The organism is Proteiniphilum sp. X52, from assembly GCF_003712195.1.
GTDB lineage: Bacteria > Bacteroidota > Bacteroidia > Bacteroidales > Dysgonomonadaceae > Proteiniphilum.
In genome coordinates, this window is sequence record NZ_RDSD01000007.1 from 109743 (window position 1) to 125471 (window position 15729).

Consider the following 15729-nt stretch of genomic DNA (forward strand, 5'->3'; position numbering starts at 1 on the left):
ATAGGGAAAGAATCCATACCTTTTCCCGTGGTATTTTCATTTAGCACAAAAATAACGCTTTCTTTTGGATTTACAGAAAATAGGGAGGAATCATTCTATATTACATTCGTCGTTTTGAGTCGCCTTCACTCCCCGATTGTTAATTTCCACATGCCAAAGTGCAATTCAACTTAACGGGACATACACCAGTTTTTTTGTCTGGAAGAAGGGTTCGGAGAAGTAATCCGACAAAGAAACCAACTCGGCGACCCGTCGGAAAGGATGCAACTCCGCCGTAAGGTCTCCCCCTTTCAGGCAGATAAGTCCATTAGGCAAGGCGTTCATCTGTTCCGAGGAAATATTTTTACTTGCGATCCTGACCAGTTGGGGCAGCGGCATCACCGCCCGGCTGACAATAAAATGGAATTTCCTTTTTTCAGCCTCCACACGCGCGTGCACTGCTTCTATATTCTTCAACCCCACCGCGTCGGAGATCTCTTTCGCAACCATCACTTTCTTGCCGACACTGTCAAGCAGCACAAACCGCACATCAGGGAAAAAAATGGCCAGCGGGATACCCGGAAATCCACCTCCCGTGCCCACATCCATAATGGTGGTACCCGGAGTAAAGCGGACATACCGTGCAATAGCCAGAGAGTGCAGCACGTGATGCGGATAGAGATTATGGATATCCTTCCGGGAGATCACATTGATTTTGGCATTCCAGCCGGCATAGAGATCGGACAGTGCTTCGAACTGCTGCTTCTGCTGAGCGGTAAGCGACGGAAAATAGGTTTCAATGCTCTTCACTATAAATCGGCTAATTTAACGGCAATACTGTTTTCCCTCAACAGGGGGAATATCATCTCGTAAGGGATAAAGACCTGCGGCGCGTCCAATTGGTAAGCCGAATATTCACCCTTGTTATAGGTATAAACAATCCCTTTATCGGTCAGTAAAAAGTTCTGGTTAGGCACAATCTCACGCACGCCGAAGAAACCGAGATCTTCCAGTTCTTCCACGCTTTCTGCGCCACTCTGTTGCAGTAGAGACGCGATAATAAGACGCTGAAGAGCGGTATCGTATCCGGCATTAAAGATATCATTCTCGGTGACTTGTCTGCCTGTATTCAGGTTCAACACATAATTGCGGTAGGAGTCGTAAGATGCCGCCCCACCCTTGTTATTGGATTGTTTCACCTGGAACGCGAGGACTCCGTGATAATTGTACACAATGGAATCGGAGAGACTTTCATAGTAGGAATAGAAAAAAGCTTGGGTATAATGCTCACTGTCGGCGACATCGACACCTGTGATGAGATTGTTAAGTTCACGGATTTCATCCGCACTTTCCCGGTATGTTTGTGCATCGGCGGTGTAGTTTTCGATGTAATTCCGCACATAAGCCTGTATGGCATCAGGCGGCGCCAAAGTATCATACGGCGCACCGAACGTATTGCGGATAAAGAATTGCTGTAACATGTCAAGATTCATTTTACCGCTGCTGACGGGATAAATGAAATCCACCTCTATGTTACAATAAGGATTTGCCGTATCCCCGTCGAGATGGTGCCGGGCAACCAGGTTGACAGTATCGAAGTCAACGTCATTCTCCGCTCTGAACATGCTCCTGCCTCCCTGCTGGTTGCAGGAGATGAAAAACAGCAATGCCACCAGGGATGGCAAGACAGCCCACATTCTATGATACATCCCCATAACGAAAGACTTTAAAATAACAGGCACAAAAATACATATTTTATCGGGAATAGCCTTGCCGTCTTCCACTTTTTACAAATAGATGAGGATACGGTCAACCCGCATCCTCGTTTATCGGTCAGAAATTCGTCAATCCTGGGAATTTCGACTATCAATAAGTGTGTCCGTCGGATTCCAGATCGTCCAGGCTCAGTTTCTTTTTCTCCAGCGCTCTCCATGCATAGAATATGTAGGCAATCACGAAGGGCACGAGGAGCGAAACTATCGCCATGGCCGAAAGCGTAAAATAGCTCGATGAGGAGTTTTGCAGGGTGAGTGAACTCTGCGGATCCACCAAGGAAGGATAATAGGCGGTATTGTTATAACCGGCTACGAGCAGGAGCATGGTCACGGTCGCAATAGTACCCGCGCCGGCGAACCAGATTCCTTTTTTAAAGCCCGCATTGAAAACCGTATTGAAAATACCATACAAAACGGCCAATACTCCCAGCACAAAGAGTACCAGTATCATCGGCATATCGATGAAATTATGAAGGTATTTCATCTTTTCCATATATATCACTTTTGTTTCAGGATTCACCGCATAGCCTTCAGCGACCAGCGTCCAGATCAAAAAGACGAGGAAGAAAACCACAAAAGGTATTCCGTTATACAGGGTAAATTTACGGGATCTGTTTTCGAGCACCTCGTGATCGAGCCGGTTCACAAAGAAGAGGCTTGCCAGGGTACGGGCAAGGAAGAGTATCGCCAAGCCGAGACTCAGATTTCTCACATTTGCCAACAACTCAAGCCCGTGGAGCGGGTTCTGCCACTGGCTGATGGTAAAGCCTGAAGCCCCCAGCCCGGCAATATTCCCTTTGGCGACAGTAAATTCCGATCCGGTAAAAAAAGAGGCTACCACCACGCCCAACAGGAAGGTAGCCAGCACACCATTGAGAAACAGGAACGCGCGATAGGTTTTCGGACCGAAAATATTCCCCGGCTTGGACTGGTATTCGTAGGATATGGCTTGCAATACAAAACAGAACAGCAAAATCATCCATGCCCAGTAAGCTCCCCCGAAGCTGGTCGAGTAAAACAGGGGAAACGACGCAAAGAAGGCGCCTCCGAAAACAACCAGCGTGGTAAAGGTATATTCCCATTTGCGTCCGAGCGCGTTGACAAGAAGTTTCTTCTCATCTTCTTTCCTCGCGAGAGAGTTCAACATGGACTGACCCCCCTGCACAAAAAGCAGGAACACCAGTATTCCGCCAAGAAGCGACATTACAAGCCACCAGTATTTCTGTAGAAAGTCGTAAGTTATCATTATTTTTTTCTTTTTGTCTGTTTAACCATGTATAAGATCAGGTTTCTTCTCCGGCAACAGTATCCGGCCCTTTTTTGATCTGTTTTACCATAATGGCCACCTCCGCGATCAACATTCCCGTAAACAATACCGTGAAAATGACAAACGTAGTGACAATATTGCCGGCGGATATCGCGGATGCAGCCATCTCTACCGGGAGAATATCCTGGATAGTCCATGGCTGTCGTCCCACTTCAGCCACTATCCATCCTGCCTGACCGGCGATAATGGGCAAGGGTATGCTCCACAGGGCCCCATATAGCAGCCATTTCGTGTCGCGCAAATCTTTTTTATAAATGAAATAGAGCACTATTGCAAAAAATAAAATAGAATAGAACCCTATTATCACCATAATGCGGAAACTATAGAAAGTAAGGGGCACGTCCGGGATCAGCTCTTCCCCGGTTTCAAGATAACCGTAGCCGAAATGTGCGTAATTTTCCTTAAGGATGGCTTCGTGATTGGCGGCATCGGCGTCGCGTCCTTCCGCCTTTGCCGTCTGGTAATCGGCCAGCGCCTGGATGGCAATCTTCCCGCGGGCTTTCCTCTCTTCAAAGGAGAGGGCGGTGGCGCCGTCATGAAGCGTATAACCTCCATTCACAAGGTCCATGATTCCCGGCACGAACGCGTTCATGTTCCTGTATCCCAGGAACGACAACAGTTTGGGTATCTCCAGCTTAAAGACAAAGGGATCCACGTCATCGTCATGGACCTGTTTGGCCGGGTTCAGCATCCCTATCGCCACCAATCCGGCACCCTCTTTACCTTCATAGAAGCCTTCCATTGCAGCCAGTTTCATGGGTTGTTTCTGTGACACCTGATAGGCCGAACCGTCACCGGTAACCGCCAGCATCACAAAAGCAACCAGCCCTATTATGGCAGCGACCTTTACACTTTTCAGGGCAAAATCGATATGTCTCCTTTTCAGCAGGTACCAGGCAGAGACACCCACCACGAAACCGGCTGCGATAGCCCAGCTGGAATAGATGGCATGCAGGAATTTATTATATGCCACAGGGGAAAGCACCACAGCCCAGAAATCGACCATTTCATTCCGTACCGTCTCGGGGTTGAACTCCATCCCGACGGGGTATTGCATCCAGGCGTTGGCGACCAGGATCCAGAAGGCAGATAAAGTAGCACCGGCAAACACCAACCAGGTAGAGGCAAGGTGCGCTTTCTTGCTCACCCTGTTCCATCCGAAAAACATGATGGAAATAAATGTGGCTTCCAAAAAAAATGCAACGATCCCTTCAATGGCGAGGGGAGCACCGAAAATATCACCCACGAACCAACTGTAGTTCGACCAGTTGGTGCCGAACTGAAACTCCAGGATAATACCTGTGGCGACACCGATCACGAAATTGATACCGAAGATCTTTTGCCAGAACTTGGTGACATTTTTCCATTTTACATCTCCCGTCCTCACGTACATGGTTTCCATGAGGGCCATAATAAGCGCCAGCCCAATAGTGAGCGGGACAAATATCCAGTGATAGCCGGCAGTGAGAGCAAATTGTGCCCTCGACCAATTGACTGTAGACACACTTAACAGATCCATAAATTTTGAATATTTAATCTTGGTTATTCCATTGACAGCGCCTGCTGGTAGCGTTCACCACACAGCGCCATACGCACCTACGCCTGCCCTATCCCCCCTATGGGTGGCAGAAAACCGGGATCGTTCTGCATCCTGATCGCCCCATTCTGCTGTTCAAATTTATCGATATTATCTTTCAACGCCATCAGCAACCGCTTCGCATGCTCAGGCGTGAGTATGATTCTCGATTTGACTTTCGCCTTGGGCACGCCCGGGACAATACGGACAAAATCCACAACGAATTCCGATGAGGAATGCGATATGATTGCCAGGTTGGAGTAAATCCCCTGTGCGATTTCATCACTCAATTCTATCTGTATTTCGTTGTTCTTATTGAAATTTTCCATTGTTTGACTGTGAATTTAATAACTCCGGCACATAATATCACCGTTTGGATACGTAGAAATGCAGTGTATGCCTGATTATCAAACAAACAGCGCTTTTCTTTTTATCAGGCATGAAAAATCCCGGTGAACTATTAAAATAGTTTAAACAAAGAAAACTAATTTTCTCCAATCTACAAAAGAAAAGAAGAAAATTCTTTGCTTTTTGCATTCTCCGTTCATCAACTACCGATGAGCCAAATGTCACAGTCAAGAATCAGCGGACTAATTTTCTATTTTCCGGGGAGAAGATATTCTGTATCGCTTACAATTCCCATGGAGTGTAAGGCAAATCCAGCGAGTCGGCCACATTTTTAAACACTACGTCCCCTTTTACGATATTCAATCCGTGGCGTAAATCCTGATATTGCCTGCAAGCTCCCTCCCATCCCATCTCAACCAGCTTTACCACATAAGGCAGCGTGGCATTGGTAAGCGCGCGTGTGGAGGTGACAGGAACGGCTCCGGGCATATTGGCGACACAATAGTGAACAATGCCATCCACCTCAAAAACTGGATCGGCATGTGTGGTAGGATGTGTAGTTTCGAAACATCCGCCCTGATCTACGGAAACATCCACCATTACCGTGCCTGGCTCCATTTCTTTGAGCATTTCCCGCCTAATCAGGTGCGGAGCCCTGGCACCTACCAATAAGGTGGCACCGATCACCAAGTCGGCCGTTTTGATCGATTCGGCAATGGACATCTTTGTGGAGTAAAGGGTATCTACGTTTCGAGGAAGAATTTCCGACAAATACCGAAGACGGTTCAGATTAATATCGAGTAGTTTTATGTTTGCTCCCAGTCCGGCAGCCATCAGGGCGGCATTATGTCCGACCACTCCACCACCGATGACCACTACTTCGGCCGGTTTCACGCCAGGCACGCCCCCCAGCAGAATCCCCTTGCCTCCTTGGGGTTTTTCCAGATATTTGGCACCTTCCTGGACAGATAAACGGCCGGCCACCTCACTCATGGGCGTGAGCAACGGCAGCGACCCGTCTTTGTCATTCATTACCGTTTCATAGGCTATGCAGACAGCTCCGCTCGAAATCATGGCTTCAGTGAGTTTTTTGTCGGACGCAAAGTGGAAATAGGTAAATACCACCTGATCCTTTTTTATCAGATGATATTCGCTTTCTATCGGTTCTTTCACTTTCACGATCACATCCGCAATCTCATACACATCTTCAATACGGTCAAGGATGACAGCTCCGGCTTTCACATAGCTCTCATCCGACAGGTTACTTTTGACGCCGGCACCTTTCTGCACGTAAACTTTATGTCCACGACCGGTAAGTTCCAATACACCACCGGGTGTCATGGCCACTCTTCCTTCTTTTACTTTAATTTCTTTGGGTATTCCTACGATCATAATAATAAAATTATATGTTGTTGCAAGATAATTGCAATGGTATTATTGTCAGTGATCTGTTGTAATATGATCGTTTCACATGACTAAAATTATTTATTTCTATTTCATGAGGCTTTTTCTACGCTCAACATTGTCAAAAGAAGTTTTGACAATGTATTCCCTTATCGAAAAAGTACAATGGTGTCATATGAAAATTGAGCGAAGCGAAATCGCCGGCTTCCATTAAAAATCTTCACTGGAGGCAACTCGCTTTAGTCATGATCTTTGGTGAAACCATATTCGTGCTCGGCTCATATGATTATTCTATTGTTTTATTCCGGTATATGGAACCTTCGATGTTCAAAATATTCACTAAAGTTAGATATTTGAGTCGCCTTCGCGCCTCGATTGCTAATTGAGTCGCCTTCGCACCTCGATTGCTAATTGAGTCGCCTTCGCGCCTCGATTTTCAATTCCTCGCTATGGCATAGTCCAAACAAGTTTGTCCTTTGCTCATTTAGCTTAACGGAAATATTCATTCCCTCCGGGTGTGTGATGATCATTGTAAACATGTCGGTTTCATATGTGCAAAAATAAAAAGAAAAAATAAATCCACAATTTATTCAAACAGATTTATGAATGGGCCGATTTGTCTTTTTTCACGGTTCGATAATCATTTTTAATGACTCTTTCGCATAAAAATTTCTTTCATTACGGATTATATCGTATTTTTGTGACAATAATTCAGATTTTTCAATCTATAATAATAATTTAGAACAATGGTAAGTTATAAAGAATTGGGTCTTGTAAACTCAAGAGAGTTGTTTAAGAAAGCAATAGAGGGCGGCTATGCTATTCCTGCTTTCAATTTCAACAACATGGAACAACTTCAGGCCATTATTTCGGCCTGCGTTGAAACAAAGTCACCTGTGATCCTTCAGGTATCCAGCGGCGCACGTAAATACGCCAATCAGACATTATTGCGTTATATGGCTCAGGGAGCGGTGCAATATGCAAAAGAACTGGGTTACGAAATTCCCATCGTACTCCACCTTGATCATGGCGACAGCTTTGAGCTTTGCAAGGATTGTATAGAGAGCGGTTTCTCTTCTGTGATGATCGACGGATCGCATCTTCCTTACGAAGAAAACATCGCACTGACAAAGAAAGTGGTTGAGTATGCTCATCAACACGACGTCACTGTGGAAGGAGAACTCGGCATATTGGCAGGTATTGAAGACGATGTACAGGCGGAACACCACACCTATACCGAACCCGATGAGGTGGTGGATTTCGTGACACGTACCGGCGTTGATTCCTTGGCTATCTCCATAGGCACTTCACACGGTGCTTTCAAGTTCACTCCCGAACAATGTACCCGCAACGAACAGGGCGTATTGGTTCCTCCCCCATTGCGCTTCGATATTCTGGAAGAAATTGAAAAACGAATCCCCGGATTCCCCATCGTTCTCCACGGATCTTCTTCCGTTCCCCAGCAATATGTGGAGATTATCAACAAATACGGAGGTAAACTGGATGATTCAATCGGTATCCCCGAAGAACAATTGCGCAAAGCTGCCAAATCGGCTGTTTGCAAGATCAATATCGACTCCGACGGACGTTTGGCCATGACTGCGGCCATACGTGAAGTATTCGCCAACAAACCGGCTGAATTCGACCCGCGTAAATACCTGGGTCCGGCACGTGAAGAGTTGAAGAAACTGTATATGCACAAAACAGAAAAGGTATTGGGTAGCGCCGGAAGAGCGTGACCATACAAAAATAACATATTTTGGAAAGAGGGTGAATCCAATGCGACTTTACCCTCTTTTCTATATTATTTGCGTTTCGCAAGCTTTTCTGTTTGGCATTAACGCTCGATTCCCGCCGCTTTTGCCACCCATCGTCCGCCACCTTATCACCTTCCCATCTTCCCACCTTTCATGTTACCTCCGGGAAAGCGCCCGCATTTTTTCATTGAAACCGGTCTTCCTGAGCAGATCCTCCAGAGAGATATGCATCCTGTAGCGCCAGTAGTGTTCGGGATTTGCCGGCACATTGATCCGCTCACGGGAAATATCGGGGTTACGGAGTTCTTCATCAAGCGACAGCCAGTCCTGTAACGGCAGGATCACCCACATGGCCGAGGAGCGGAGATGATGTTCAATGATCTGCCGGCAGATACTCATATCACACTCTGCCGGAGCAACTCCTTCGCGGTGTAACACTTCGTTGTAATAGCGTTGTGTGACTTCCCGGTTTTCAGTCCACCATAAACGTAGGGGCGACATGTCGTGGGTGGAGGTAGTACATACCGACAGATAGGGCAATTGCCGCAGGTCGGTGAAAGTGACGTATGGATCTTTGGGCATCCGTTCGATCTGCAGGCTCAACATCTGCAATTCATGCATCACCGACGGCACACAGTCGGGAACCATCCCTAAATCCTCTCCACAGACCATCATCCTGGTGGAGGAAATAAGTACTGGTAATTTCTTCATTGCCTCTTCACGCCAGAAATAGTTGTGCCGGTGATAATAAAATTCGTCATACAGGCGGTTAAACGCCTCCTTCACATGCGTGTCAAGATAGCGATACGAATGTGTATATTGCGCCGTAATACGGGGATGATACCGGTGATGATCTTGGGGATCACGTACGAAGAGCACCTCCGCACATAGCGACATAAGCCCGTCGCAGATCCTGCGGCTCTTATCATCTTTTTTATTATCAAACAGTTGCTTTACTTTCCTCTGGGTGTCGCAGTGCGATTTCAATTGAAATCGCTGCCATCCTGTTGGCTCAAGATACTCCCTCTTCACCTCGTCGGCATGTTCCGCAAAGATATCCGGCAAAAAGTGCTCATGAATGAACGGTTTTACCATCCGCTCCTCATCAAAGGGGATTCCCGCGCGATGGATCTCTTCCACCCAGAAAGGCAATGCCGGCCTGAAGTGGCCAAGTGATCCCTGTACGGCCTCAAGGGGTATTTCCCAGATACGGAAAAAACCCAGGATATGGTCTATCCTGTAGGCATCGAAATAATCAGCCATCTTGCGAAAACGGTTTACCCACCAGGCATATCCATCCTTTTCCATCATCTGCCAGTTGTAAGTGGGAAAGCCCCAGTTCTGGCCGAAGAAGGAAAAATCGTCGGGCGGCGCGCCGCTTTGGGTATCCATATGATAAAGCTCGGGAGCCACCCACGCATCTATGCTGTTACGGCTGATACCGATGGGGATATCTCCTTTGAGAGCTACTCCCCTTTCATTGGCATATTCTTTCACGCCGGAGAATTGCTGATGAAGCAGGTATTGCAGGAAAGCCCAGAATCGCGTTTCCTCCTTTGCCTCGGTATCGGCATCGATCATCTTCTTCAACAGCTCTTCGTCATAAACGGCATATTCACCCCACTCCCTGAAATCGGCGCTGCCATATTTATCACGCAGGAAACAGTAACATGCATAGGGAAAAAGCCATGATTCGTTTTTCTGCCGGAAAGCAATAAACTCTTCCGACGCAAGTACCTTCTCCCCTTCTTGGTGATAGAGCTCCCGGCCATAGCGGGTTTTTAAAGAGAGTGCCTTTTCATAGTCCAGTTCGGGCAGGCTGTTCAGTTCTCCCGCTTCTTTCAGGAAAGCGCGCTGATTTTTCTTCACTTTCAGCGGATAGTCGTTGCATCCCAGATATATGGGATGGAGGGCATAGGCCGATATAGCGCTATAGGGATATGAGTCGCGCCAGGTTTTAGTGGCTGTGGTATCGTTCACAGGCAACAATTGGATCAACTGCTGATGGGTGACTGCTGCCCAGTCGACCATCTTGCGGAGATCGGCAAAATCACCCACTCCGAAGCTTTCATCCGTTCTCAGGGAGAAAACCGGAATGGCCGTCCCCGTTCCCCGATAGGCAAAACTCTGGTAATGAAAGTGCAAAGCCATTTCCACAAGCACCCGGTTTCCTTTATGCGCTGCCTCTGCCGTCAAAACACGATTTCCGCCATCTTCCCAGTGCACCGCCTCACCACTATTCTTATCTATGATCACAAACTTATACTCACTCTTTGCAGGTAGTTTTTTCGCGTCGAGTGTTATCTGCCACTCTCCTTGGTCAAGATAAGAGAGTGGTTTGGCCAACTTCAGATCCCAACGCCCCAGCTCCTCACATTCACCGCTGATCATCAGCATCTGATCGCCCGCCACATAAGGACAGATCACATTCAACAAAACAGTCTGAGAATGATACTTCGTAGGGAGAGGAGTTGCTTTATGCCGGAAAACAGTATCGGTAAAGACCGTGGAGTATAAATAGGAATGGTACGACTTGTTCTTCCAAAGATCGTTAATAATAAACTCTTTCCGGCCTTTTGTAACGTGAAGTCTGCGGTTATTTCCCCATTCACGGCGAACGGTGTGTCGGCCTTTCCTGATGAAATAGTAATAATCCACATCGGTCGTTTCTCCAATACTCACAGTCGCCGACCAATTGTCGCCATCGGCGGCAAGAGGGACCGCCTGATCTTCATTCAAGTTTCCCAGTTCCGGCGTGGTCCCGCAAAGACAGACCTGCTCTCCCCAGGCAGTATGATAATTGATTGTAAATGTAAGGTGTGCCATTAGGTAATATCTATTCACTATGTATGGTTGACAAACAAAGCTACAATGTTTCATGAACGGGCCGGCTAAAAAACGGATCTTTTTATCCGGATTCCCGTGCAATCGTTTGCGGGACGCTAAGGGTCAGAGGAAGAGAAGGATCAGCAACTGGGCTGTGATCACCCTAAGAAACATCGTAAGGGGGTAGACAGTAGCATAACTCACCGCGGGCATATCATTCCCTGCCGTGGTGTTGGCATAGGACAATGCAGGAGGATCAGTCATACTCCCCGCAATCAATCCCATCAACGTGAAATAGTTCAGTTTATATACTTTCCGACCAATGACACCTATAATCAGGAGGGGTACAACGGTAATGATCACTCCATAGCCCACCCATTTGTATCCGCCATTGATCACGGTGTCGACAAAATTCTCTCCGGCGCCGAGTCCCACACAGGCAAGGAACAGGGCAATACCTATTTCCCTCAACATCAGATTGGCGCTCATGGTCGTATAAGTCACAAGCTTATACTTCGGACCGAATTTACTGATCAGGATAGCCACAATCAGCGGTCCACCTGCCAGTCCCAGTTTTACCGGTTGGGGAACGCCCGGGATCATGAAGGGAATGCTTCCCAGGAGTACCCCCAATCCAATACCTATAAAAATAGAGATAAGGTTAGGTTCCCTAAGGCGTTTCAACGAGTTGCCAAGGAACTTTTCAATGTTGGCGATGGCTTCTTCAGAGCCCACGACCGTCACCCGGTCGCCCAACTGCAACTGGAGCCTGGAGTCGGCAATCAGGTCGACCCCTGCGCGATTCACCCGGGTAATGTTAATGCCGAACAGATTCCGCAATTTCAGACTGCCTATGGAGCGTCCGTTAATTGCCGGCTTGGTAATCGATATTCTCCGTGAAACCAGTTGTGAATCCAATTTATTCCATTCTCCCCTGTCCATGTCAATACGCTGTCCGATCAAGGCTTCAATCACATCAATATTCTTCAGGTTGGAGACTACCAATACCCTGTCGTTCTCTTCGAGTACCGTCTCTGTCTGGGGAACATCCAGCATGCCTGTCCTTGCATGTAATACCCTCGATATGACAAACTCTTTGTCGATCAACCGCTTCACTTGCCGGATATTTTTCCCGAAGATAGAGGGATTGATCACCTGCAATGAAAACATGTGTGCTTCGGTCATCCGGGAGGCATCATTATTGTCCAGGGTGCTGTTCTCTTTGGCAAAATTGATCTTGAATATATATCTGAAAAAAACGATACTCATGATGATTCCCACTACTCCCAGGGGATAGGCAACCGCGTAAGCCGTAGCGATAGTGGGATCGGTGGATCCCGTTACATCGGTATAGGTTTGTTGCGCAGCCCCTAATCCCGGGGTATTGGTGACCGCCCCCGACAATATGCCTACCATAGTGGCGATGGGCAATCCGGTTACTAAATGGATAACATAGGTGATAAATACTCCCAGCAGCACCACACCCGATGCGAGCATATTGAGAGTGACCCCTCCCTGTTTAAACGATGAAAAGAAGCTGGGACCCACCTGCATCCCTATGGAGTAGATAAACAGAATCAGTCCGAATTCCTTCAGGAAATGAAGCACATTTTCATCGATCTGCAGGCCGATATGCCCGAGAAATATACCGAAAAAAAGTATCCACGTCGTGCCGAGCGAAATACCGAAAATCTTTATCCTGCCCAGTAACAATCCCACCGAAATCACCAATGCCATCACCAGTATTGAATGCGCAATACCCGTTCCGGCAACTAACTCTATCAACCACTCCATAATTTTAATAACCTAAAAAACCGTTAAATGTATTCGTCTTTTTGAAAATCAGTACAAAAGTAGCGCTTATTTTATTGAAAACAAAATATGGCCGCAACCCACCGGTCTATTTCGGAAAAGTGTCCGTAAGTGAGTCGCTGTGCTTCAGCAGCAGCACGGATAGCGGGAATATCTTCTTTATAAAAACCACTCATCATCAACACTCCATTTCTATTCAACACCCGCGTATAAGCCGGTATATCCCGCAGGAGAATATTCCGGTTGATATTGGCCAGGATCACATCATACCTTTCCTCGCCGAGCAATTCCGCTCCGCCCTGTAACAGGTGAATGTTGCCGATACCATTCAACCGCGCGTTTTCCATGGCATTACGGTATGCCCATTCATCTATGTCGATGGCAGTTACCGGCCCAGCGCCCCTCATGGATGCCAGGATAGCCAGTACCGCCGTACCACAGCCCATATCGAGAAGAGATTTCCCTTGCAGATCCATCTTCAACAGTTCTCTCATCATCAACTCGGTGGTTTGGTGATGACCTGTGCCGAATGACATTTTGGGATCTATCAATATAGAGTATCTGAACTCACCCCCGATCTTGTGGAATGAACTGTGAATGCATAACCGATCATCAATCACGACGGGTTGAAAGTAATTCTTCTCCCACTCCTCGTTCCAGTTCTTGTCTTCCATTTCACTGTGTGAATAAGTGATCTCCGCTGCCAGCGGAAAGTCGGATAGAAGTTGATCTACTTTTTCCAGTGACAGTACCGGTAAAGGGATATAAGCCTCCAGCCCCGTTTCAGTCCGGACAAACGACTCGAACCCGATCTCACCCAACTGGGCCGAGAGCACATCGGTCAACACCTCCGTATTGGGTTCGCAATTGAATTGTAACTGTATATATCGCATGATGATTATTCAAAAATAAAGGCAAAGGTAGTCAACTATTTCGACAAGTAATTATGAACAACAGACAAACTTGTTTGAACTTTATGGTGGCACAAAAAAATGTAAAAATCATTTTGCTTTAGAGGACCATTTGTTTATTTGTGTTACAAATGAAGTTGATTTTGTCGATAAGAACCGGAACTTACCTTTTTTTGTCCTATTTTTATTCTCTCAAAAAAATTTAGTCGTTCTTTCGTGATAACATAATCCGGACAAATTCGTCTTCTGTATATCACTTGACGAAGACGTTCAATTATTATTTATTAGACTACACAATAATGAAAAGGACCATATTATTTATCATTTTATTGATTGCTTCCTCCCCGCTGTTTCTTTCATACGGGCAGAATGCCAAAGCGGAGGAGTTGATCCGGGAAGGCGTTGAATTACATGATGAAGGGAAGTTCAAGGAAGCTATTGAGAAATATAATAAGGCACTCACCATCGATCCCAAATCGATACAAGCAACTTATGAGCTATCATTATCCTACCTGGCATTGCAGGATTACTTGAACGCGTCAAAATACAGCACACAGGTAATCAACTCTGGCTACAAACCATTGTCTTCCGGTGCATACGCGGTAAAAAGCGAGGCATTGGCGGGGTTGGACAAGGTGGATGAAGCCATCGCCCTACTTCAGGAAGGTTTGATAAAAAACGGGGATGAATTCCTGTTGCATTTCAACTTGGCACTGAATTATTATAAAAGGGGGGATATCGACAAAACGCTGAAACATGTGAAAAAAGCCATCGACCTGGATAAATCCCATAGTGGCGCCTTTTTACTGAATGCGTATGCACTTAATGATAGCGGTTTATGGGTACAAAGCATATTGTCATTCCAGATGTTTCTCCTGCTTGAACCGGACAGTAAACGGTCGAAGAGCGCTTTCGAGGAAATGTTGAACATCATGCGCGTTAAAACGGCTGAAGGGCCTGTGCAGAGGTCATTCATCCAGCAACAGATGACGCGTAATAAACCTGATACCAGCCCCCCGTCCGCCAAAATTCCTCCATTGAGTATTGAAGAGGGATTGAATCGCAATTTTGTATACCATGCTATTACTACTACGCTCGATTCACTGAAAAACTCACCTGAAGAAAAAAATGACTTCATCCTTTTCAAAACAGTCAACAAAGAGATTATGAATGTACTCACCCGGGAGAGCAAAGGCACTAAAGAGGGCGTTTTCTGGACGTTTTATATTCCCTTCTTCTCTCATATTGCAAGATCTGACTATTACGATACCTTCTGCCGCTATATCAGTGTATCCTACTTTCCCGAATCCATGGAATGGTGGCAACAAAATCCGGGCGATGCTATAGATTTTGTGATCTGGTTTGAAAAAGGGGACGAGGATTAATGGAAAAGTCAATAAAAATCGTTTACCTTTGCGTTGAATTCCACATATCAAGGAAATGAATAACGAGGAACAATTACTGGAAGAATTGCGTGATCCGCGAACAAGTCGAAAAGGATTTGCCAGGCTTGTTTCCGAATACAGTGAAAGACTCTATTGGCAGATACGAAAGATGGTGATTTCACATGATGATGCCAATGACATTTTACAGGATGTATTCGTCAAAGCCTGGATGAATCTTGAGAACTTCAGGGGTGAGGCCAAACTGACCACCTGGCTCTACCGTATTGCCATTAATGAAAGTATCACCTTCCTCAATAAGAAACGGAGTCAAAATCATATCGCTGTAGATGACGACAATTCGTTTCTGCTGAATACATTGGAGAGCGACCCCTATTTTGACGGCGACGAGGCACAAAAACTTCTTCAGAAAGCCATTCTTACCCTTCCGGAAAAGCAGCGTCTGGTCTTTCATATGAAATACTCCGAAGAGATGAAATATGAAGATATATCCGACATATTGGGTACTTCGGTGGGAGCACTCAAAGCTTCTTACCATCATGCGGTAAAAAAAATTGAAAAATTTTTAAGTGAACCGCATTAAACTTTTATCGATTCATTAAGTCTATTCA

12 protein-coding genes are annotated in these 15729 nt (G+C 46.3%); 3 read left to right on the top strand and 9 right to left on the bottom strand.

Going from position 1 to position 15729, the window contains the following annotated elements; translation table 11 throughout:
• Positions 1-165: 165 nt before the first annotated feature.
• The 6 genes from rsmG to ald form a co-directional block, all read right to left on the bottom strand.
• Positions 166-789 (bottom strand): 16S rRNA (guanine(527)-N(7))-methyltransferase RsmG, encoded by a 624-nt coding sequence (rsmG, locus tag D7D25_RS07695; protein ID WP_122968393.1) that lies wholly within the window; start codon positions 787-789, stop codon positions 166-168.
• The gene (locus D7D25_RS07700; RefSeq protein ID WP_148038882.1) at positions 789-1694 is read right to left on the bottom strand and encodes an RsiV family protein; all 906 of its coding nucleotides are present in this window, start codon (positions 1692-1694) and stop codon (positions 789-791) included. Before D7D25_RS07700 ends, rsmG begins: the two co-directional genes overlap by 1 nt.
• A 151-nt stretch (positions 1695-1845) precedes the next feature.
• Positions 1846-3000 carry a cytochrome d ubiquinol oxidase subunit II gene (gene cydB, locus D7D25_RS07705; RefSeq protein WP_122968395.1) on the bottom strand — a complete coding sequence of 385 codons (1155 nt, stop codon included), beginning with the start codon at positions 2998-3000 and terminating at the stop codon, positions 1846-1848.
• A 37-nt stretch (positions 3001-3037) separates the two neighbouring features.
• Positions 3038-4600 (bottom strand): cytochrome ubiquinol oxidase subunit I, encoded by a 1563-nt coding sequence (locus tag D7D25_RS07710; protein WP_122968396.1) that lies wholly within the window; start codon positions 4598-4600, stop codon positions 3038-3040.
• A 77-nt stretch (positions 4601-4677) separates the two neighbouring features.
• Positions 4678-4986, bottom strand: coding sequence for a DUF3467 domain-containing protein (locus D7D25_RS07715; RefSeq protein ID WP_122968397.1), 309 nt, complete (start codon positions 4984-4986; stop codon positions 4678-4680).
• Positions 4987-5287: 301 nt separating this feature from the next.
• Positions 5288-6397 (bottom strand): alanine dehydrogenase, encoded by a 1110-nt coding sequence (ald, locus tag D7D25_RS07720; RefSeq protein WP_122968398.1) that lies wholly within the window; start codon positions 6395-6397, stop codon positions 5288-5290.
• Between the two features lie 758 nt (positions 6398-7155).
• Between ald and D7D25_RS07725 the strand changes: the two genes are divergently transcribed.
• Entirely contained in the window at positions 7156-8148 is a 993-nt protein-coding gene (locus D7D25_RS07725) for a class II fructose-bisphosphate aldolase (protein WP_122968399.1), read from the top strand.
• A 174-nt stretch (positions 8149-8322) separates the two neighbouring features.
• On the opposite strand, the gene D7D25_RS07730 is transcribed toward D7D25_RS07725, so the two are convergent.
• The 3 genes from D7D25_RS07730 to prmA all read right to left on the bottom strand — a co-directional run bounded on the left by D7D25_RS07730 (position 8323) and on the right by prmA (position 13697).
• Positions 8323-10992: a 4-alpha-glucanotransferase gene (locus tag D7D25_RS07730; RefSeq protein WP_122968400.1), complete on the bottom strand. Its 2670-nt coding sequence runs from the start codon at positions 10990-10992 to the stop codon at positions 8323-8325.
• A 123-nt stretch (positions 10993-11115) separates the two neighbouring features.
• The gene (locus tag D7D25_RS07735) at positions 11116-12786 is read right to left on the bottom strand and encodes a putative transporter (RefSeq protein ID WP_122968401.1); all 1671 of its coding nucleotides are present in this window, start codon (positions 12784-12786) and stop codon (positions 11116-11118) included.
• 71 nt (positions 12787-12857) lie between these two features.
• Positions 12858-13697, bottom strand: a complete 840-nt coding sequence (prmA, locus tag D7D25_RS07740) for a 50S ribosomal protein L11 methyltransferase (protein WP_122968402.1) — start codon at positions 13695-13697, stop codon at positions 12858-12860.
• Between the two features lie 317 nt (positions 13698-14014).
• Between prmA and D7D25_RS07745 the strand changes: the two genes are divergently transcribed.
• Positions 14015-15100 carry a lipopolysaccharide assembly protein LapB gene (locus D7D25_RS07745; protein ID WP_122968403.1) on the top strand — a complete coding sequence of 362 codons (1086 nt, stop codon included), beginning with the start codon at positions 14015-14017 and terminating at the stop codon, positions 15098-15100.
• A 55-nt stretch (positions 15101-15155) separates the two neighbouring features.
• Positions 15156-15701, top strand: coding sequence for an RNA polymerase sigma factor (locus tag D7D25_RS07750; RefSeq protein ID WP_122968404.1), 546 nt, complete (start codon positions 15156-15158; stop codon positions 15699-15701).
• Positions 15702-15729: the final 28 nt, after the last annotated feature.